20 protein-coding genes are annotated in these 17820 nt (G+C 71.8%); 13 read left to right on the top strand and 7 right to left on the bottom strand.

The window, feature by feature from the left end; translation table 11 throughout:
* Nucleotides 1–16 precede the first annotated feature (16 nt).
* Nucleotides 17–1093 carry an NAD(P)H-dependent amine dehydrogenase family protein gene (locus QRX60_RS22245; protein ID WP_286002691.1) on the top strand — a complete coding sequence of 359 codons (1077 nt, stop codon included), beginning with the start codon at nucleotides 17–19 and terminating at the stop codon, nucleotides 1091–1093.
* Nucleotides 1090–1575: a carboxymuconolactone decarboxylase family protein gene (locus QRX60_RS22240; RefSeq protein ID WP_286002690.1), complete on the top strand. Its 486-nt coding sequence runs from the start codon at nucleotides 1090–1092 to the stop codon at nucleotides 1573–1575. The genes QRX60_RS22245 and QRX60_RS22240 overlap by 4 nt, the downstream gene beginning before the upstream one ends.
* Before the next feature lie 53 nt (nucleotides 1576–1628).
* On the opposite strand, the gene QRX60_RS22235 is transcribed toward QRX60_RS22240, so the two are convergent.
* Nucleotides 1629–3179 (bottom strand): GMC oxidoreductase, encoded by a 1551-nt coding sequence (locus QRX60_RS22235; protein ID WP_286002689.1) that lies wholly within the window; start codon nucleotides 3177–3179, stop codon nucleotides 1629–1631.
* A 209-nt stretch (nucleotides 3180–3388) separates the two neighbouring features.
* On the opposite strand from QRX60_RS22235, the gene QRX60_RS22230 reads away from it, so the two are divergent.
* Nucleotides 3389–3754 (top strand): RNA-binding S4 domain-containing protein, encoded by a 366-nt coding sequence (locus QRX60_RS22230; protein WP_286002688.1) that lies wholly within the window; start codon nucleotides 3389–3391, stop codon nucleotides 3752–3754.
* A 31-nt stretch (nucleotides 3755–3785) separates the two neighbouring features.
* On the opposite strand, the gene QRX60_RS22225 is transcribed toward QRX60_RS22230, so the two are convergent.
* Nucleotides 3786–4322 carry a TetR/AcrR family transcriptional regulator gene (locus QRX60_RS22225; protein WP_286003668.1) on the bottom strand — a complete coding sequence of 179 codons (537 nt, stop codon included), beginning with the start codon at nucleotides 4320–4322 and terminating at the stop codon, nucleotides 3786–3788.
* A gap of 140 nt (nucleotides 4323–4462) precedes the next feature.
* Between QRX60_RS22225 and QRX60_RS22220 the strand changes: the two genes are divergently transcribed.
* From QRX60_RS22220 to QRX60_RS22205, 4 genes are read left to right on the top strand one after another with little or no spacing between them, the layout of a single operon-like run.
* Nucleotides 4463–5782 (top strand): cation:dicarboxylate symporter family transporter, encoded by a 1320-nt coding sequence (locus QRX60_RS22220; RefSeq protein WP_286002687.1) that lies wholly within the window; start codon nucleotides 4463–4465, stop codon nucleotides 5780–5782.
* 13 nt (nucleotides 5783–5795) lie between these two features.
* Nucleotides 5796–6299 (top strand): carboxymuconolactone decarboxylase family protein, encoded by a 504-nt coding sequence (locus QRX60_RS22215; RefSeq protein WP_286002686.1) that lies wholly within the window; start codon nucleotides 5796–5798, stop codon nucleotides 6297–6299.
* Nucleotides 6296–7096 (top strand): SDR family NAD(P)-dependent oxidoreductase, encoded by an 801-nt coding sequence (locus QRX60_RS22210; RefSeq protein WP_286002685.1) that lies wholly within the window; start codon nucleotides 6296–6298, stop codon nucleotides 7094–7096. Before QRX60_RS22215 ends, QRX60_RS22210 begins: the two co-directional genes overlap by 4 nt.
* The gene (locus QRX60_RS22205) at nucleotides 7096–7908 is read left to right on the top strand and encodes an amidohydrolase family protein (protein WP_286002684.1); all 813 of its coding nucleotides are present in this window, start codon (nucleotides 7096–7098) and stop codon (nucleotides 7906–7908) included. Before QRX60_RS22210 ends, QRX60_RS22205 begins: the two co-directional genes overlap by 1 nt.
* Here QRX60_RS22205 and QRX60_RS22200 read toward each other — a convergent pair.
* A complete protein-coding gene (locus QRX60_RS22200) occupies nucleotides 7905–8675 on the bottom strand; it encodes an IclR family transcriptional regulator domain-containing protein (protein WP_286002683.1) in 771 nt (256 codons plus the stop codon). The two genes, QRX60_RS22205 and QRX60_RS22200, sit on opposite strands and share 4 nt — an antisense overlap.
* A gap of 32 nt (nucleotides 8676–8707) precedes the next feature.
* Here QRX60_RS22200 and QRX60_RS22195 point away from each other — a divergent pair, with 32 nt between their 5' ends.
* The 3 genes from QRX60_RS22195 to QRX60_RS22185 all read left to right on the top strand — a co-directional run bounded on the left by QRX60_RS22195 (nucleotide 8708) and on the right by QRX60_RS22185 (nucleotide 10398).
* Nucleotides 8708–9334, top strand: coding sequence for a hypothetical protein (locus QRX60_RS22195; protein WP_286002682.1), 627 nt, complete (start codon nucleotides 8708–8710; stop codon nucleotides 9332–9334).
* Between the two features lie 188 nt (nucleotides 9335–9522).
* Nucleotides 9523–10020 carry a sigma-70 family RNA polymerase sigma factor gene (locus QRX60_RS22190; protein ID WP_286002681.1) on the top strand — a complete coding sequence of 166 codons (498 nt, stop codon included), beginning with the start codon at nucleotides 9523–9525 and terminating at the stop codon, nucleotides 10018–10020.
* Nucleotides 10021–10095: 75 nt separating this feature from the next.
* Nucleotides 10096–10398 (top strand): cupin domain-containing protein, encoded by a 303-nt coding sequence (locus QRX60_RS22185; protein WP_286002680.1) that lies wholly within the window; start codon nucleotides 10096–10098, stop codon nucleotides 10396–10398.
* Nucleotides 10399–10401: 3 nt separating this feature from the next.
* Here the strand turns inward: QRX60_RS22185 and shbA are convergent, their stop codons facing one another.
* The gene (shbA, locus tag QRX60_RS22180) at nucleotides 10402–11031 is read right to left on the bottom strand and encodes an RNA polymerase sigma factor ShbA (protein WP_286003667.1); all 630 of its coding nucleotides are present in this window, start codon (nucleotides 11029–11031) and stop codon (nucleotides 10402–10404) included.
* 361 nt (nucleotides 11032–11392) lie between these two features.
* Between shbA and QRX60_RS22175 the strand changes: the two genes are divergently transcribed.
* The gene (locus QRX60_RS22175) at nucleotides 11393–13948 is read left to right on the top strand and encodes a hypothetical protein (protein WP_286002679.1); all 2556 of its coding nucleotides are present in this window, start codon (nucleotides 11393–11395) and stop codon (nucleotides 13946–13948) included.
* Between the two features lie 3 nt (nucleotides 13949–13951).
* On the opposite strand, the gene QRX60_RS22170 is transcribed toward QRX60_RS22175, so the two are convergent.
* Entirely contained in the window at nucleotides 13952–14911 is a 960-nt protein-coding gene (locus tag QRX60_RS22170) for a hypothetical protein (protein WP_286002678.1), read from the bottom strand.
* A gap of 293 nt (nucleotides 14912–15204) precedes the next feature.
* On the opposite strand from QRX60_RS22170, the gene QRX60_RS22165 reads away from it, so the two are divergent.
* On the top strand, nucleotides 15205–15372 hold the full coding sequence (locus QRX60_RS22165; RefSeq protein ID WP_286002677.1) for a hypothetical protein: 168 nt from the start codon (nucleotides 15205–15207) through the stop codon (nucleotides 15370–15372).
* On the opposite strand, the gene QRX60_RS22160 is transcribed toward QRX60_RS22165, so the two are convergent.
* A complete protein-coding gene (locus tag QRX60_RS22160; protein ID WP_286002676.1) occupies nucleotides 15369–16001 on the bottom strand; it encodes a TetR/AcrR family transcriptional regulator in 633 nt (210 codons plus the stop codon). The two genes, QRX60_RS22165 and QRX60_RS22160, sit on opposite strands and share 4 nt — an antisense overlap.
* Before the next feature lie 70 nt (nucleotides 16002–16071).
* On the opposite strand from QRX60_RS22160, the gene QRX60_RS22155 reads away from it, so the two are divergent.
* A complete protein-coding gene (locus QRX60_RS22155; RefSeq protein WP_286002675.1) occupies nucleotides 16072–16869 on the top strand; it encodes an SDR family NAD(P)-dependent oxidoreductase in 798 nt (265 codons plus the stop codon).
* 3 nt (nucleotides 16870–16872) lie between these two features.
* Here QRX60_RS22155 and sigJ read toward each other — a convergent pair whose 3' ends face one another.
* Nucleotides 16873–17733: an RNA polymerase sigma factor SigJ gene (gene sigJ, locus QRX60_RS22150; protein WP_286002674.1), complete on the bottom strand. Its 861-nt coding sequence runs from the start codon at nucleotides 17731–17733 to the stop codon at nucleotides 16873–16875.
* Nucleotides 17734–17820: the final 87 nt, after the last annotated feature.

Genomic DNA, 17820 nt, shown 5'->3' with positions numbered 1-17820 from the left:
GCGAAAACTCGGGCAGATGATCGCCACAGTGGTGTGGGGCACGGGCAACGTCGGCCGTGCGGCAATCCGGGCCGTCGACGCCCATCCGGCGCTGGAGCTCTCCGCGGTGCTCGTCCACGACCCGGCGAAGGTCGGCAAGGACGCGGGCGCATTGGCGGGCATCGGCGATCTGGGCGTCGCCGCCACCGACGACGTCGACGCCATGCTGGCGGCGAGCCCGCGCGCGATCGTTTACGCCGCTTCGGGTGACGTCCGGTTCGACGACGCGCTCGCCGACATCGTCCGCGCGGTCGGGACGGGCGCGGTCGTCGTGACACCGGCCCTCTACCCGCTCTACGACCAGCGCAACGCGCCCCCGGAACTGCGCGACCCGGTGCTGGCGGCGATCAAGGAGGGCGGCGGCTCGCTGTTCGTCTCCGGCGTCGACCCCGGCTGGGGCAACGACGTGCTGCCGCTGCTGATCAGCGGGCTCGGCACGGACGTCGACGTCCTCCGCTGCCAGGAGATCTTCGACTACTCGACCTACGAGCAGCCCGACTCCGTGCGGTACCTCGTCGGCATGGGCCAGCCGATGGACTACGACCCGCCGATGCTCATGACCGGCGTCCCGTCCATGGTCTGGGGCGGGCAGGTCCGGCTGATCGCGCGCGGCCTCGGCGTCGAAGTGGACGAACTCCGCGAGACGCTCGACCGGCGGCCGCTCGAGGAAACCGTGACGACGCGGACGATGGGCGAGTTCGAAAAGGGCACGCAGGGCGCGGTGCGGTTCGAGGTGCAGGGCATCGTCGACGGCGAGCCGCGGATCGTCATCGAGCACGTCACGCGCATCCACCCGTCGTGCGCGCCGGACTGGCCGACGCCGCCCAGCGGCGACGGCGCCCACCGCGTGATCATCGAAGGCCGGCCGCGCATCGAGGTCACGATCGAGGCGAGCGACGAGGGCGAAAACCGGTCGGCGGGCGGCAACGCGACCGCCGTCGGCCGGCTCGTCGGCGCGATCGACTGGCTGGCCGAGGCGGAACCCGGCCTGTACGACGCACTCGACGTCCCGCTGCGCCCGGCAGCCGGCAAGCTCGGAAGGAGGCGCTCGTGAACATCGACATCCCCGAGGGCAAGGACCCGATCGGGTACGTGTGGGGCGAAATGGTGCCCGGCATCGGGATCGCCGCGTCGCAGTTCTCGCTGGCGGTCTACGCGCACACGACGCTCGGCCTGCGGGAGTTCGAAGCCGCGCGGCTGCGGATCGCGCAGATCAACGGGTGCATCTTCTGCCTGGACTGGCGCACCGAGCGCGACGGCGTGAAGGTCGAGCCGGAGTTCGCGGACGCCGTGTCGGAGTGGCGCACCACGGAACTCTTCGACGAGCGCACGCGCCTGGCCGCCGAGTACGCCGAGCGGTACGCGACCGACCACCACAACCTGGACGAGGACTTCTGGAAGCGGATGTCGTCGCAGTACACGCAGCAGGAGATCGTCGAGCTGAGCATGAGCCTCGGCGCGTGGCTGGCGTTCGGCCGCCTGAACCACGTCTTGGGCCTGGACACCGTCTGCGTCCTGCCCTCCCACCGGTCGTGAGTGTTTAGGGCGGTTAGAACCGCCCTAAACACTCACGACAGCCGCGGCAGACTCTAGAAGTCGGTGGCGATGATCTTTTCGATGTTGCGCTCGGCCAGGGCCGTGATCGTCACGAACGGGTTCACGCTCGTGTTGCCCGGGATCAGAGACCCGTCGATCGCGTACAGGCCCTGGTACCCGGCCAGCCGGCCGTAGTTGTCGGTCGCCTTGCCGAGCACCGCGCCGCCGAGCGGGTGGTACGTCAGGTGGTCGCCCCAGATCTTGTACACGCCGAAGAGGTCGGTGCGGTAGATCGTCCCCTCCTTCGCGTTGATCTTGTCGAAGATGGACTTCGCCATGTCGATCGACGGCTGCTTCCACGCCGTCTGCCAGTTGAGGTCCACGTTCTGCGTCGCCGGGTTCCACGAGAACTGGGCCCGGTTCGGGTTCTTCGTGATGGACAGGTAGAACGACGCCCACGTCTCGATCCCGGTCGGCAGCGGCGCGACCTCCGCGAACGCGCCGCCGGCCGCCCAGTTGTCGATGCCGCCGCACGGGATGGACGACTGGAGGCTGCCGGTCGGGTCCCAGATCTGGTTGGCCCGCCCGACCATCACGTTCCCGTTGTCACCCCAGTTCTTGCCGACCTCACCGTTCAGGTTGGGCAGCGCGCCGGTGGCCTTCAGCTTCACCAGCAGCTTGCTCGTGCCGACGCTGCCCGCGGCGAAGAACACCTTGTCCGCCGTGACGGACTTCGTCGCCGTCACCGCGCCCGTGGTGTTGAGCTGCTCCATGACGACCGTGTAGCCGCCGCCGGACGCGGGCGTCACCGACGTCACCCGGTGCAGCGGGGAGATGGTGACGCGGCCGGTCGCCTTGATCAGCGGGAGGTAGGTCTTCTGCAGGGACTTCTTGCCGTAGTTGTTGCCGTACAGGATTTCCCCGGCCAGCGCCGACCGCGGCACCGTGTTGGCCTGCTCCTGCTGCATGTAGTTCCAGTCGTAGACGTCCGGGACGAAGACGAACGGGAACCCGGACCGCTGCGCCTGCTTCCGGCCGACCCGCGCGTACTGGTAGCACTCGGCGGTGTCGAACCAGCCGGGGTCGACGAGCCCGACGCCGAGCCCGGCGTTGGCGCGCGGGTAGTAGGTGCCGTACATCTCGTCGGCGTTGACCGTCGGGAGGATCGCGCCGAAGTTCTCCCGCCTCGGCGTGACGGCCATGCCGCCGTTGACGAGCGAGCCGCCGCCGACGCCGCGGCCCTGGTACACGATGATCCCGCCGAACTCCTCCGCGTCGAGGATGCCGGTGTACTTCGGGATGTCCTTGTCGATGGGGAACCCGAGGAAGTTGGACAGCGGCTGCTTCGTCCTGGTGCGCAGCCAGAAGGAGCGCTGGTCCGGGCTGGTCGTGTTGGCGAAGATCTTGCCGTCCGAGCCGGGCGTGTCCCAGGCCATGCCCATTTCGACCAGCTGCACGTCGATGCCGGCCTGGGCGAGCCGCAGCGCGGCGACCGAGCCGCCGTAGCCCGAGCCGATCACCAGCGCGGGCACGCGGGCCGCGTCCGCGATGGTGGCGGACGACGTCGCGGCGGCTGCCCGACCCCCTACGGCCGTGGCCGCCAAGATAGAACCAGTTCCTGCAATGAAAAGACGACGGGAAACTGTGCCAGAAGCTGTTCTCCATACGGGTTCGTCACGCATGTGATGGTCCTCACCGTTGAGGTATATTAGAACAGGTTATAACTCAGCGATGCAGACAAGTCGACATATACCCGCGAGTAACCTCCCGGGGTTGCGCGAGGATTCCGCTGAATGGGCCATGATGGACGACTGTGGAGTCGACCCGAGTGGACCGCTGGCTCTGGGCGGTCCGGCTGACCAAGACCCGCCCGGACGCCGCAGCGGCGTGCCGGGGCGGTCACGTGCGCGTCAACGACAAGCCGGCCAAGCCCGCGACCACCGTGGTGCCGGGCGACGAGGTCCGCCTGCGCATCGGCGGGACGACCAGGATCCTCGACGTGGTACGGGTGATCCAGAAACGCGTGGGCGCACCGGACGCGGCGACGTGCTTCGTGGACCGGACGCCGAAGCCGCCGCCGGAGACCGCGATCCCGGTCGCCCGGCGCGACCGCGGCGCGGGCCGGCCGACCAAAAGGGAGCGCCGCGTACTGGACGCGTTCCGGCAGCAGGAACTCTGACCCGTGCGCCGGAATGGGGTCGATCGCACCACTACTGCGCTTTCAGGCCGTCCATTACCAGCGTCAGCAAATGCGCGGTGCGCGCTTCCCGGTCCGCCCCGAAATCGGAACGCCAGAGAAAACCCACGAGCTGCAGGATTTCTTCGGCGTCGACGTCCGGCCGCAGGGTCCCCGCCCGCTTCCCCGCGTCCAGCAGCAGCGTGATCGCCGCGCACACCGGCTCGTAGTACTCACTCGAGAGGTCGGCACGCGTCGCGGCTTCGACGGCCTCGCCGACGCCGTGCTTGATCCGGCCGTAGGCCGCCAGCCGCTCGAACCACCGCCGGAGCGCCTCGGCCGGCGGGTGTTCGGCCAGCAGTGACGGCGCCGCGTCGATCAACTCGCCGACGTCGTGCCGGTAGACGGCCAGCAAGAGCGCTTCCCGGCTGGGGAAATGACGGTAGAGCGTGCCCTGGCCGACGCCGGCCGCCTTCGCGATCGACTGCAGCGTGGCGGCACTCGACGCCTTGAGCGCCGTGCGCGCGACCTCGAGGATCCGCTCCCGGTTCTGCTCGGCGTCGGCTCGCATGGGGGTCACCGCCCCAGCCTAGCCAACCGGACAGCTGTCCGCGTGGCGTACCGCGCGGGGGTTGACCCGAGGGACTTCTTCACCCAGGATATGTTCGTCAGTCGCGCAAATGTACGCCAGACGAACAGACGGAGACGACGATGTCGACGCGATCGATCCTGCGCAGTGCCTTCACCACCAAGCTCTACGTCACCGTGCTGGTCGCGATCGTGCTCGGAGCGGCGCTCGGCTTCGCCGCGCCCGGCGTCGGCGCCGCCCTCCAGCCGGTCGGCACCGGGTTCATCGCGCTCATCCAGATGCTCATCGCCCCGGTGGTGTTCTGCACGATCGTCACCGGCATCGCGTCGGCGGGCGAGCTGGCCAGCGTCGGCCGGGTCGGGGTCAAGGCCCTCGTCTACTTCGAGGTGCTGACCACGATCGCGCTGCTCATCGGGCTGGTCGTGATGGACGTGCTGCGCCCCGGCGCCGGCATCCACGCCGACCCGGCCGTGCTGAAGCTCTCCGGCAGCGCGCAGCAGTACGTCCGGACCGGGGAGTCCCAGCACTGGTACGACTTCCTGATCAACGTGATCCCGAAGACCGTGGTCAGCGCGTTCACCGAGGGCAACGTCCTGCAGGTGCTGCTGATCTCGATCCTGTTCGCGGTCGCGGTGAAGGCGCTCGGCGAACGCGGCGCGCCGCTGCTGCGCGGGATCGAGCGCGTCGGCGAAGCGACGTTCGGCATCGTGCGGCTGGTGATGTACCTGGCCCCGCTCGGCGCGTTCGGCGCGATGGCCTACACCACCGGCAAGTTCGGCGCGGCCACCCTGGCCAGCCTCGGCGGCGTCGTGCTGCTGTTCTGGGCCACCGGGATCCTGTTCTGCCTGCTGGTCTTCGGCGCGGTCGCCCGGCTCTGCGGGATCCGGGTCCTGCGCCTGTACCGGTACTTCAAGGACGAGCTGCTGATCACGCTCGGCACCGCGAACTACGAGGTCGTGATGCCGCAGCTGATGAAGAAGCTGGAGAACCTGGGCTGCCCCCAACGGATCGTCGGGCTGGTCGTGCCGTCGGGCTACGCCTTCAACGGCGACGGCGTCTGCCTCTACCTCGGCTTCGCATCCCTCTACATCGCCCAGGCCTTCGACGTGAACCTGTCGCTGTGGCAGCAGATCGCGCTGCTCGCGGTCTTCATGATCACCTCGAAGGGCAGTGCCGGGGTGGCGGGCGCCGGCTTCGTCATCCTCGCGGCCACGCTCTCCACCACCGGCGTCGTCCCGGTCGCGGGCATCATGCTCGTGCTCGGCGTCGACCGGTTCCTGTCCACCATGCGCGGCATCGTCAGCCTGTGCGGGCAGCTGCTCGGCAGCATCGTGGTGAGCCGCTGGGAAGGCGTGCTCGACCTCGCCCGGGCCCGCGCGGTACTGGCCGGGGAAACCCCCGGACCCACCACCATCGAACCCGCGAAGTCCGTCGCGGTCTGAGAAGGGAGACACCTTGGCCAGGCTCGGCTACGTGCACGACGGCGGCGAAGTCGCCGACCGCATCCGGCAGCGGCGCGGCGGGCGGCTCACCCCGCTGGACGGCGTGCTGCTGCACAGCCCGGCCCTCGCCGACGGCTGGAACAGCCTGCTCGGCGCGGTCCGCGGCGCCTCGACCCTGCCCGCGGACGTCCGTGAGCTCGCCGTCCTGCGCGTCGCCGAGCTCAACGGCGCGGCCTACGAGTGGACGGCGCACGAGCCCGTCGCCCGGGACGCCGGGATGACCGACGACCAGCTCGCGGCGCTGCGCGGCGGCGATCCGTCCGCGTTGGACGACCGGCAGCGCGCCGCGCTCGCCTACACCGACGCCATGACCGAGAAGATCGCCGTCGAGCAGCCGGTCTTCGAGGCGCTGGCGGCGCACTTCGACGAGCAGCAGGTCGTGGAGCTGAGCGTGACGGTCGCCGCGTACAACATGGTTTCGCGGTTCCTCGTCGCCCTGGAGGTGGGGCGGGAATGACCGGGCGGCTGGCGGGCAAGGTCGCGCTGATCACCGGTGCGGGCAGCGTCGGGCCCGGCTGGGGCAACGGGCGCGCCGCCGCGGTGCTGTTCGCGCGTGAAGGTGCGAAGGTGTTCGCTGTGGACCTGAAGCCGGACGCCCTCACCGAGACCGTCGCCCTGATCGGCGACGAAGGCGGCACCGTCCACACGCACACCTGCGACGTCACCGACAGCGCGTCGGTCGCCGGTGCGGTCGCGGCGTGCCGGGAGACGTTCGGGCGGGTCGACATCCTGGTGAACAACGTCGGCGGCTCCCGCCCCGGCGGTCCCGCCGAGCTGTCCGAAGAGGACTGGGCCGCGCAGCTGGACTACAACCTCACCAGCGTCTACCTCACCTGCCGGCACGTCATCCCGGTGATGCGGGAGCAGGGCGGCGGGTCCATTGTGAACACCGCGTCGACGTCGGGGATCCGGTGGACCGGCTCGGCCCAGGTCGGGTACGCGTCGGCGAAGGCGGGCGTCATCCAGCTGTCGCGGGTGCTCGCGGTGCAGCACGCGCCCGACGGGATCCGCGCGAACACCGTCGTCCCCGGGCAGCTGCACACGCCGATGGTCGAGACGCGGCTGGCGAACCAGCGCGAAGGCGGCGACGTCGAGGCGCTGCTGGCGCGGCGGCAGGCCCGGATCCCGCTCGGGTTCGCCGGCGACGGGCGGGACACCGCGTACGCCGCGCTGTTCCTGGCCTCCGACGAGGCGCGGTTCGTCACCGGGACCGAGCTCGTGGTCGACGGCGGCATGACGGCGAGGTGCGACTGATGATCCTGCCGCCGGGCAGCTGCGACGCGCACTGCCACGTCTTCGGGCCCACGGACCGCTTCCCCTACGCGCCGGACCGGACGTTCACCCCGCCCGAGGCGCCGAAGGAGGATCTCCAGCGCCTGCACCGGTCCTTCGGCTTCGAGCGGGCGGTGATCGTCCAGTCGGCGTGCCACGGCACGGACCACTCGGCGTTGCTGGACGCCCTCGCCTCCGGCGACCACCGCGGTGTCGCGCTCGTGACGCCGGAAACGCCGGACGCCGAGATCGCCCGGCTGCACGAAGCCGGGGTCCGCGGCGCGCGGCTGCACTTCATGCCGCACCTCGGCCCGGCGCCGTCGGCGGAGACGATCCGTGCGATCGTCGCCAAGATCGCGCCGCACGGCTGGCACATCGCGCTGCACGTGGCCGGGACCGGCATCGCCGAGCACGAGGAGCTGGTGCACGGGCTCGGGCTGACCGTCGTGGTCGACCACATGGCCCGCGTCGACCTGCGCGAGGGGCTCGAAAGCGCCGCGGTGACGGCGCTGCGGCGGCTGCTCGACAGCGGGGACGTCTGGGTCAAGCTGAGCGGCGCGGACCGGATCGCGACGTCGCCGCCGTCGCTGGCCGACTCCGCCGCCCTGATGCACCTGCTGACCGCGCACGCGCCCGAGCGCGTCCTGTGGGGCACCGACTTCCCGCACCCGAACACCCACGGGTTCGATCCCGACGACGCCGACCTGGTGACCGTGCTGGCTTCCTTCACCGAGGCGGACCGGCACCGGTTGCTGGTCGAGAATCCCGTCCGCTGCTTCGGGTTCGGGTCCTAGTGCAGGCCCGCGATGTCCTTGGTGATCGCGTCGGCCGTTTCGAGCAGCCGGGGCACGAACTCCGCGCGCAGCTTCTCGACGGAGACGCGCGCGGCGTTGGCCGACACGTTGAGCGCGGCGATCACCCCGCCGCCGGCGTTGCGGACCGGCGCGGCGGCCGACCGGACGCCCTCCTCGCGTTCGCCGTCCACCAGCGCGTACCCCTGCTCGGCGACCCGCGCCAGCTCGGCCTCGAGGGCGGCGCGGTCGGTGATGGTGTTCGCCGTGAGCCGCTTCAGCTCGGTACGGTCCAAATAGGACTCCAGATCGGCCGCCGGCAGGGCGGCGAGCAGCACGCGGCCCATCGACGTCGGGTAGGCGGGCAGCCGCGAGCCGACGTTGAAGGTGATCGTCATCATCCGCGACGCGGGCACGCGGGCGACGTAGACGATCTCGCCGCCGTCGAGCGTGGCGAGCGAGCTGGACTCGCGGACCTCGTCGGAGAGGGCGCGCATGTGCGACTGGGCGTGTTCCCAGAACGGCAGCGCGGCCAGGTAGCCGTAGCCGAGCCGCAGGACGCGGGCGGTGAGCCGGAAGCGGCGGCCGTCGGTCTCGGCGAACCCGAGCCGTTCGAAGGTCAGCAGGAGCCGGCGCGCCGTGGCGCGGGTCAGGCCGGTGGCCGCGGCGGCCTCGCTGACGCTCATCGCCGGTGCCTCACCGGAGAAGCTCTGCAGCAGGCGCAACGCCTTCTCCACCGAGTCGATGACGTCCGGGTCCTCGCGCGACACTGCCCCTCCTCGCTTTCCCAGGACACTACCCGATGACCGAAGGACTACTGTTCGTGTTCGCCGAGCCGGGCGAGGTGCCCGAAGCGGAGTTCCACGACTGGTACGACCACGAGCACGCCCCGGCCCGCCTGCGCGTCCCCGGCATCCGCACCGGCCACCGCTACCGGGCGCTCGACGGCGCGGTGCCGGCGTGGCTGGCCTGGTACGAGCTGGACACCGACGCGCTGCGCAGCCCCGCCTACGAGGTGGCGCGCCGCCGCAGCCCGCGCGAGCAGGACGTCGTCCGGCGGCTGGCGACGCTGGACCGCCGGGTCTACTCGCAGGTCGACGACACCGGGACCGTCGTGCCCGCCGCGCCGGTCGTCGTGTGCGTCGCGCTGTCCACGGACGACGAGCCCGGCCTCGACGCCTGGTACCGCGAGGAGCACGTCCCGCTGCTGCACCGGCTGCCGGGCTGGTACCGCACCCGCCGCTACCGGCTGGCCGAAGGCGACGGCCCGGCGCTGCTGGCGTTCCACGAGCTCTCGGACGTGGGGTTGTTCGGCACGCCGGAGTACCGGGAGGCGACGAGCACCCCGGCGCGCTCCGCCGTGATGGCGAGCGTGACACGGCGGGAACGGCGGGTGTTCGGCCACCACCGCACGGTCACGCCGGACTGAGGAACCCCCGCCGGACGGGGGCAGGCCGACGGTCATGCGCCCGGCGTGGCACGCCGATGGTCATCCGTCGCGCCGGCCTCGGGATCGACGTCACCGGCACGGATTTCCCGGACATAGCGGGGAATCCGCCCGGGCCGGGTCGGTTCCGGGGGAAAACGGGTAGTTCCCCTCCCGGAGGGAGGGGACCCATGACCACGGTTGAAGAAGCCCCGCATCGCTTGCTGGCCGCGGCGCGGCCATCGGTGGTGCGGTACTGCCGCGCCCGCCTCGACGCGGAGTCGGCCGACGACGTCGCGCAGGACGTCTGCGTCGCGCTGTTCAAGGCGCTGCCCGGCCGGCCGCCGGACCGCCCGTTCCCGAACTTCGTCTGCGGCATCGCCCGGCACAAGGTCGAGGCGGCCCGCAAGGCGGCGGCGCGGGTGTGGGACGAGCCGGTCGCCGAGCTGCCCGAGGAGATCGACACCTCACTGGACCCGGAGCGCCACGCGCTGCGCCGCGAACTGGGCGAGCGCATGGCGAAGCTGCTGCAGGTCCTGCCGGAGAAGCAGCGGGAGATCGTGGTGCTGCGCGTGGCGGTCGGCATGTCGGCGGAGGAGACGGCGGAGAGGGTCGGGTCGACGCCGGGTGCGGTCCGGGTCGCCCAGCACCGGGCGCTCAGCCAGCTGCGGAAGGTCGTCGGGGGCTGACCGGCGCCGGCGGGGCTCGTTCGGCGTCTGCACCGAACCGCTCACGGCGGAGTTTTCCGGCGCTACGCTGGCCGGGTGAGCGACAGCGAGAACTTCGAAGGACGCGACGTCGGGTCCGGGATCTCGGTCATCCGCGAAAGCACCGACGTCGTCGGCTCCGGGCCGCGCCTGCACCGGCACCCCTACCCCGAAACGTTCGTCATCATCCGGGGGCGGGCCCGGTTCACCGTCGGCGACTCCGAACGCGACGGCGGCGCCGGGGACGTGCTGGTCGTCCCGGCCGGCACCCCGCACAAGTTCGCCGTGCTCGGCCCCGGAGTCTACGAGGCCGTGCACATCCACGAAAGCGATCACTTCATCACCGAATGGCTGGAGTGACGCTCAGAGCCCGCCGTCGGGGATCATGGCGCGCAGCTTCGTCAGCGCGCGGTACTGGGTGATGCGGACGTTGCCCGCGGAGATGCCCAGCGCCTCCGCGGTCTCGTTCGCCGAGAGGCCGACGACGATCCGCAGCGAGAGGATCTCCTGGTGCAGCGGCGGCAGCGACGCCATCAGCCGCCCCAGCCGCGCCCCGAGGTCCATCTCCAGCACGTAGCTCTCCGGCTCGTTGCCGCCCAGTGGCCGGTCCGGCAGCTCCGGCACGGGCTTGGACCGGTCCCGCGCGACCGAGCGGAACGCGTCGGCGACCTTGTTCGCGGCGATGGCGCGCACGAGGTACAGGAACGAGCCGCCGCGGTCCTGGTAGCCCGGCAGCACCTTCAGCACCGCCAGGCAGACCTCCTGCGCGACGTCGTCGGCCGACAGGTACGACAGGTCGCGCCCGCCGATCCGGGCGCGGCAGTAGCGCACGACCGTCGGCTTGATCAGCCGCAGCAGCGCCTGCACCGCGTCCGGGTCGCCGGCGCGCGCGGCCGCCACGACCGGGTCGAGCTGCTCCTTCGTCAGCTTGCCGTCCGGACGCGGTAGCTCGTCGAGCACGACGTAGCCTTCGACCGCCGTCTCCGCCGTCATGGTGTCCACGGGTTTCCCTCCTCGCATCGTCCACCGGACCGCTCTCGGGTAACCCGTCGCCCACAAAAGACCACACTGGTCCTGGGACGATTCTCCTGTTCGCATCCCACGATTCCCGGTCCGACAACCGGAGTAATCGAGGCGCTGACCAGCAACGTTGCACCAGCGTGGTTCTTGTCCAGATATTGTCCGTTAACCAGAAACGGCCCAGTGGCGTTACCCGGCGGTCATCCCCGGCACACGGGTCAGATAGTGGACAGATCCTGCCGTTCCGGGGTGTCCGGTAGCGAATTCCGGCTCCGTTCCGATCCTTGGCGCGTGACTCGACCCGACTGTCAGGAACCGAAGCCATGATCACCCATTGAACGCCACCGGGACGCCCGTGACGGCCGCCGACCGGTTCGACGTCTTCCTGTGTTCCGCGGCGGCGGACCGGGTGGAGAAAGCGTTGCGAGCCGGCGGGCTGCGCGTTTTCCGCGGTCATCCCTTCGACGATTTCGACATGAGCGCGCGGGAACTGGCGGCGTCCCGCGTCCTGCTCGCCGATTTCCCGCCCGGTCTGCGCACGGACCGCGTTCTGCCGATCGTCGCGGAAGAATCGCCGCCGGAGCTCCTCCGGCGGGTTCGGTCCGCGGTCGCCCTGGGGCCCGGGCTTTCCTCGTTGTGGCCGGTCCACCGGGAGCTCGTCGCGAGCCGGGCGGTGCTGCTCGGCGGGCCGGCGGGCATCGGCAAGACGACGCTGGCCGAGCAGTACGCGTGCCTCTTCGGCCGGTTCGGGGGCCGGGTGCTGCGGACGGGCCCGTTCGGCCACCTCGACCCGGACGACTTCCTCCCCCAGTTCCACCTCGCCCTCGCGACGGCGGCGGGCACGTCCGGGCTCGGCTTCGACCGGTTGCGCGCGCGGCTGGCGCGCGCGATCGAGGCCGCGGGCGAGCGGGTGCTGGTGCTGGTCGACGACGTCCCGGCCGGGCTGCCACCGGCGGTCCTCGAGCGGGTCGTGCTGCCGGCCGGCCGGGTCCGCACGCTGCTCACCGGCCGAGGCACCGGCCGGCCCACGGCGACGGTGGACGTGCCGGGTCTCCCGCTCGAGGAGGGCCTGCGGCTGCTCGGGTCACCGGACGCCCGGTTCGTCGCCCGCTGCGGCGGCCATCCGATGACGCTGCGGGCGACGGCGTTCACCACACGGCACCGGCCCGGCTCGTCGCCGGACGCGCTGCCGGACACGGCACCCCACGCGATCCGCGACGTGCTCGTCCGGCTCGGCCGGCCGGCCCGGGAGCTGCTGCGGCTGGGCGCGGTACTGGCACCGGCACCGATCCCGCCGGAGGTGGCGCGGGTGGCGGGGGATCGTGCCTCGTTCGGGGCGGCGACGGAGGAGCTGGTCGAGCAGGGCTTCGCGGTGTGGGCAGGGGAAAACCTGCGGCTGCAGGCCCTCGCGGTGGAAGTGGCCTGCGGCGAGTTCGGGGAACCGGCCCCCGGCCGGGCGGCGGAAGCGGTGCTCGGCGGCCTGGCCGACGGCGAGTCGGCAAGCAGCAGCACCTCACCCAGCAGCGACTCGGGCGGCAGCAGTACCTCGCCCAGCAGCGACCCGACCGGCGGCAGTACCTCGCCCAGCGGCTATTCGGCCGACAACACAACCTCACCCAGCACCGACCCGACCGGCAACAGAACCTCGCCCGGCGCCGGAGCAGTCCGCAATGCTCCGCCCGATCGCGCGAGCGCAACTGGCCCGGCCGTCGGCAGCGACCCCCCGTCGCCACCCATCGGCACCACCGTCGCCGGGCGCCGTCATCTGCTGCTTCAGCACGCCCGCGTGCTTGCCGAGCACAGCACGGCCCACCGGGTCGCTCTCCTGCGTCCCGTCGCGGCCGCGCACGAAGCCCACGGTGATCCCGGCACCGCCGGGGAAATCCACGCCACCATCCTCTCGACCGGCGAAGCCACCGCCGCGGACTTCACCGCGGCAGCCCGGGTCGAACTCGCCTGCGGGCTCGACGCCGAAGCCGCCGGGCACGCCCGGCAGGCCCTCGTCCTGGCCCCCGGCCACCCCGAAGCCGCCCTGATCGCGGCCCAGGCCCTCGACGGCCAGGGCGACTACGCCGAAGCCGACCGGACGTACTGGCACGCCCACCTCCCCACCACCAGCGAAGAGCGCTACCGGGCCGCGAAAGCCCGGCGGCTGCGCGGCCGCCCGCGGGAGGCCGTCGCGCTCCTCGGACCCGCGCTCGCGGCCCCGGGCCCGATCCGCGACGAGCTGAACCTCGAGTACGCCCGGAACCTCCTCCAGGCCGGGCAGCCGAAGCGAGCCCGAGACGTCGCCGCCGAAGTCGAAGACTGCCCCGAAGCGGACCTGATCCAGGCCGACGCCGCCGTCACCGACCGGGACCCGGCCGACCTCGCGGCGGACTACGCCCGCCGGCACGGCGTCAAGAGTCCCCTGACCCTCACGGCGTCCGTCCACGCCGGCCGGGCGGCGCTGGCGCGCGGCCACCCCCGCGAGGCGCTGGCCGCGCTGGCCGAAACCGAACTGGCCGTCCGCCGGGTGCTGGGCGACGACCACCGGCTGCACCACCGGATCCGCCACGCCATGGGCCTCGCCCACGCCCGGCTCCACGAGTTCGACCGCCAGGCCGACCTGCTCGAGACCATCCGGGCACCGCAGCTCCGCCTGCTGGGCCGGACCCACCCGGAAACCCTCGAAACCTGCCTCGATCTCGGGCTCGCGCTCGCCCTCGGCGGCCGCGGCCCGCTCGAGCGCGCGACGGGACTCGTCGACGACGCCGCCCGCGACGCCGAAACCGCGCCCGGCGTCAGCCCCGCACTGTCCGCCAAGGCGCGGGCCGCCAAGCAGGTCGTCCGGCTGCCCGAGCCGTTCGTGTCCGCGCTCCACGCGCTCGAACGGCTGGTCTGGCCCTGACGCTCACCCGGCGCCCGCCGGCAGCCAGCGGATCCCGTACGCGAAACCCGGCGCCAGATGCCGGAACCGGACGTGCACCTCGCCCGCGTCGTCGGTCTCCAGCACCGCACCGCGCGGCGAGCGCGTGTCGTTCTGGAACGCCTTCTCCAGCCGCACGATCCGGTCCGGCACCCGGTCACCGAACCGCACGTGCAGGTCGAACAGATCGCACGGGTGCCGCGGCACGCAGATGTAATGCGGTTCCCGCATGTTCGCCCGGAATCGCAGTCCGATGTCGTGCCGTTCACCGCGCCGCAGCGGCTCCGGCAACCGCAACGCCAGCCCGACCCGGTCGCTCGACTCCATCGCCCGGCCGGCCAGCACACCACCGTGGAACACGTCGACCACCAGATCGGACTCGCGCACCGAAACGCCGGATTCCCCGGCCGCGGTGAGCGTCAGTGCCAGGTCCAGCTCGGCGATTTCGTCGGCGTCGGCGACCACCCGGCGGAATTCGAACGCCTCGGCCACCGGCTGGTCGAGTGCGAGCGTGACGCGCAGTTCTTCGGTGTGCCAACTCCGGCTCGGATAGCGCGGCCGCAGATCCGGCGGACCGGCCGCGACGGCCATTGCGGCGACCTGCTCGATTCCTTCGTCGATCCGCCGCCGCACCGTCCGGTCGTCGCGGTCGAGCGTGATCGCCGCCCAGTGCACCCGTTCCTGGTAGAACGGCTTCCGCGCCCGCTCGTCCAGTGCGAACGCGGCCCGCAGCGCGATCTTCAGATCGTCCGGCAACGACTCGACGAGCGGCCGCAATCGGTCCGCGAGTTTACGCCGGATCTCCACGGAGTCGTCATCTTCCAAAATGCCACATGTGGCGCGCAAAGCGGGCCCGACACGATCCGCGAGCGGTGTGGTGAAAATTCCCCTCCCTTTGCGCAGGACCTTCAGCTCGCCGACCACGTCCGCCGCACTGAAGTCCACCGTTCCTCCCTCGCCGTTCCCGCACGGGCATCAATATTCGTCAGTGCCGACGCCGCTGTCCAGTCGATCATGGCGCGGCAAACGGATCGTTATCCCGCGGTTTCGGGCCCGCCGCCACGCGAAACGGGAAAACCCTTCCCGGTGACCACATTCTTGGTGGCCGCACCGATTCCGCAGCGAAATACCACGGGCAGGCAGGGCGGCCCCACTTCGCGTCGAAACAGTCGAATGACGCCGCCACTCCGGCGGGTGATCACGGCGTGGCCGCGGACGGGCGGGGGTACTTGTCGATCATGAGCCCGAAGATGTGGCGCCTGCTGATCTCGGGGTCGCTGCGGCTGTTCCTGGTCGGCGCCGTGCCGGCCGCGGCGCACCTGTCGCTGTTCGCCGGAGTGGTGGCGACGGCGATCGCATTCGTCGTGCCGGCGCCGCGCACCCCGCACGAACGCCTGGGCCCCTAGACCACCACGACGCGCGCCAGCACGGCCGGGACGGCCCGTTCGAGCTCGGCCGCGGCGTCCTCCTCGCCGGCCAGGTGCCGGAGCAGGGCCTGCTGGAACAGGCCGTCGAGCAGCGCGTACGCGACGGCCTGCGAGACGGCGGCCGGCGCGGAGGCCAGCTCGGCGTAGCGCGCGACGACGTGGTGGATCATCTCCTCGCGGCGCCGGTCGATCTCGAGCACGTCGGCGCGGAAGGACTCCTCGAACAGGCTCTGGTTGCGCAGGTCGTACCAGAGCCGGTGCATCTTGGCGTCCGCGCGCAGCGTCGCGGCCATCGCCGCCGCGAAGTCGCGTTCCAGCTCCGCCGCCGTCCGCGCGCGGGCGACGATTTCGTCGTACCGGGTGACGCACACCTCCTCGAACTGCCGCACGCAGTGGGTCAGCAGGTCGACCTTGTCGGTGAAGTAGTAGTGCAGCACGCCGTGCGAGAACTCCGAGTTCTGCGCGATCTCCCGCAGGCTGGTGCGCGCGTAGCCGAGCTCGGCCAGCGTCCGCAGCGCCGACGCGGCGAGCTGGGCCCGCCGGTCGGCGAACTTGTCGACCTGGCGGCGCGAGATCCGGTCCCGGGCCCGCTCCTTCGCCTCTGTCACGTGCACCGTCCGTCACTTGGTGGTTGCGGGGTCCAGTCTATCGATCGTTTGACCAGCTTTTACTGGACAAGTGTCCAAAAGACTCTTGACGACCGTCCAGACCCCGGAGATGCTGGGCGCCGACCGGCTCGAGGAGGAGGTGTCCATGGGGCGGCACGACCTGTCCGGGCGCGCGGCGCTGGTCACCGGCGGCGCGCGGGGTCTCGGCGCCGGCATGGCCGAAGCGCTGGCGGCCGCCGGCGCCGCGGTGGTGATCGCCGACATCCGGGAGGACCTGGGCCGCGCGACCGCGGACGCGCTGAAGCAGACCGGCGCCGCCGCCGCGTTCGTCCGGCTCGACGTCACCGACGACGCGAGCTGGGAGCAGGCGGTCGGCGAGACCGTCGCCGAGCTCGGCGGCCTGGACATCGTGGTCAACAACGCGGGTGTCGAAATCCCCGGCCCGCTCGCCGACCTCGACCCGGCCGACTTCCGGCGGATGCTCGACGTCAACGTCCTCGGCACCGCGCTCGGCATCAAGCACGCCTTCCGCGCGATGCGCCCGGGCGGCGCGGCCGGCAAGGGCGGCGCGGTCGTCAACATCGCGTCGGTCGCCGCGACCGTCGCCCTCCCCGGCATCGCCGGCTACTCCGCGACGAAGTCCGCGGTCGACCGGCTGACCCGGGTGGCCGCGACGGAGGCCGGGAAGCTCGGCTACGACGTGCGCGTCAACTGCGTCTACCCCGGCCTGACCTCGCCGGAGCCGGGCCCCCGGCCCGGCTCCGGCGAGGTCACCGACATGGCCGACGCCGTCGTGTTCCTCGCCTCCGACGCCGCCCGCTTCGTCACCGGCGCCGGCCTGCCGGTCGACAGCGGCCTGGGCACCTGATCGCTACGCCGCCCGCCAGGGCCGGAGCTTCTCCGGGTTCCGCACCGCCCAGATCCGCCTGATCACCCCGTCCGCGACGTCGAACGCCAGCACCGTCCCGACCACGCCGTCGCGCTCGGCCACCAGCCCGGGCCGGCCGTTCACCAGCCGCTCCACCAGTGTCATGGCCGGGACCCGCTCGGTGATCCGCACGGTGTAGCGCGCCACTTGCTCCCCGCCCTCGACCGGGTGCGCCACCGTACTGGCGAGACCGCCCCCGTCGGCGACCGCGACCACCGACGGGTCCAGGAGCCCGACCAGGCCCGGGATGTCCTTGGCCTCCCAGGCTTCCTTGAACGCCCGGACGACGGACGCGCTCCGCGCGGGAGAAGGCGCCGGTGCGGGACGGACGCGGCGCCGGGCCGACGTCGCCAGCTGGCGGCACGCCGCCGGAGTGCGTCCCAGGACCGAAGCCACCTCGGCGAACGGGTAGCCGAACACGTCGTGCAGGACGAACGCCACCCGCTCCGCCGGGGTCATCGACTCGCACACGACCAGGAACGCCATCGTGATCGACTCGTCGCGCAGCAGCAGCTCCGCCGGGTCGGTGAGGCACTCCGACGGCACCGGCTCCGGGATCCATTCGCCCGGGTACCGCTCCCGGCGGGCCCGCGCCGATCCCAGCACGTCCAGGCAGATGCGGCTCGCGACCGTCGTCAGCCACGCGCCCGGCCTGCCGATCGCGTCCCGCTGCCGCTCGGACAGGGCGTACCACCGGCCGTACGCCTCCTGGACCACGTCCTCGGCGTCGCTCAGGGAACCCAGCAGCCGGTAGGCGATCGCGATCAGCTGCGGCCGCTCGGTCGTCACGTCGTTCTCGCTCACGCGGCTATGACGAATGCGGGCGGGCACTTGTGACAGCGGCGTACGCACCCCGGCGTAGCCGCAAGTGCCGTCCGCCGGCGGACGACC

The sequence above is a fragment of the Amycolatopsis mongoliensis genome (assembly GCF_030285665.1).
GTDB classification, from domain to species: domain Bacteria; phylum Actinomycetota; class Actinomycetes; order Mycobacteriales; family Pseudonocardiaceae; genus Amycolatopsis; species Amycolatopsis mongoliensis.
This window is presented reverse-complemented; position numbering and strand designations above follow the sequence as displayed.

What these genes read in the sequence shown, in the direction of transcription:
- QRX60_RS22190 (WP_286002681.1), top strand. Translation starts at nt 9,523, where the DNA reads ATGACCACGGTTGAAGAAGCCCCGCATCGCTTGCTGGCCGCGGCGCGG.
- QRX60_RS22225 (WP_286003668.1), bottom strand. Translation starts at nt 4,322, where the DNA reads ATGCGAGCCGACGCCGAGCAGAACCGGGAGCGGATCCTCGAGGTCGCG.
- QRX60_RS22205 (WP_286002684.1), top strand. Translation starts at nt 7,096, where the DNA reads ATGATCCTGCCGCCGGGCAGCTGCGACGCGCACTGCCACGTCTTCGGG.
- QRX60_RS22165 (WP_286002677.1), top strand. Translation starts at nt 15,205, where the DNA reads ATGAGCCCGAAGATGTGGCGCCTGCTGATCTCGGGGTCGCTGCGGCTG.
- shbA (WP_286003667.1), bottom strand. Translation starts at nt 11,031, where the DNA reads ATGACGGCGGAGACGGCGGTCGAAGGCTACGTCGTGCTCGACGAGCTA.
- QRX60_RS22210 (WP_286002685.1), top strand. Translation starts at nt 6,296, where the DNA reads ATGACCGGGCGGCTGGCGGGCAAGGTCGCGCTGATCACCGGTGCGGGC.
- QRX60_RS22195 (WP_286002682.1), top strand. Translation starts at nt 8,708, where the DNA reads ATGACCGAAGGACTACTGTTCGTGTTCGCCGAGCCGGGCGAGGTGCCC.
- QRX60_RS22245 (WP_286002691.1), top strand. Translation starts at nt 17, where the DNA reads ATGATCGCCACAGTGGTGTGGGGCACGGGCAACGTCGGCCGTGCGGCA.
- QRX60_RS22220 (WP_286002687.1), top strand. Translation starts at nt 4,463, where the DNA reads ATGTCGACGCGATCGATCCTGCGCAGTGCCTTCACCACCAAGCTCTAC.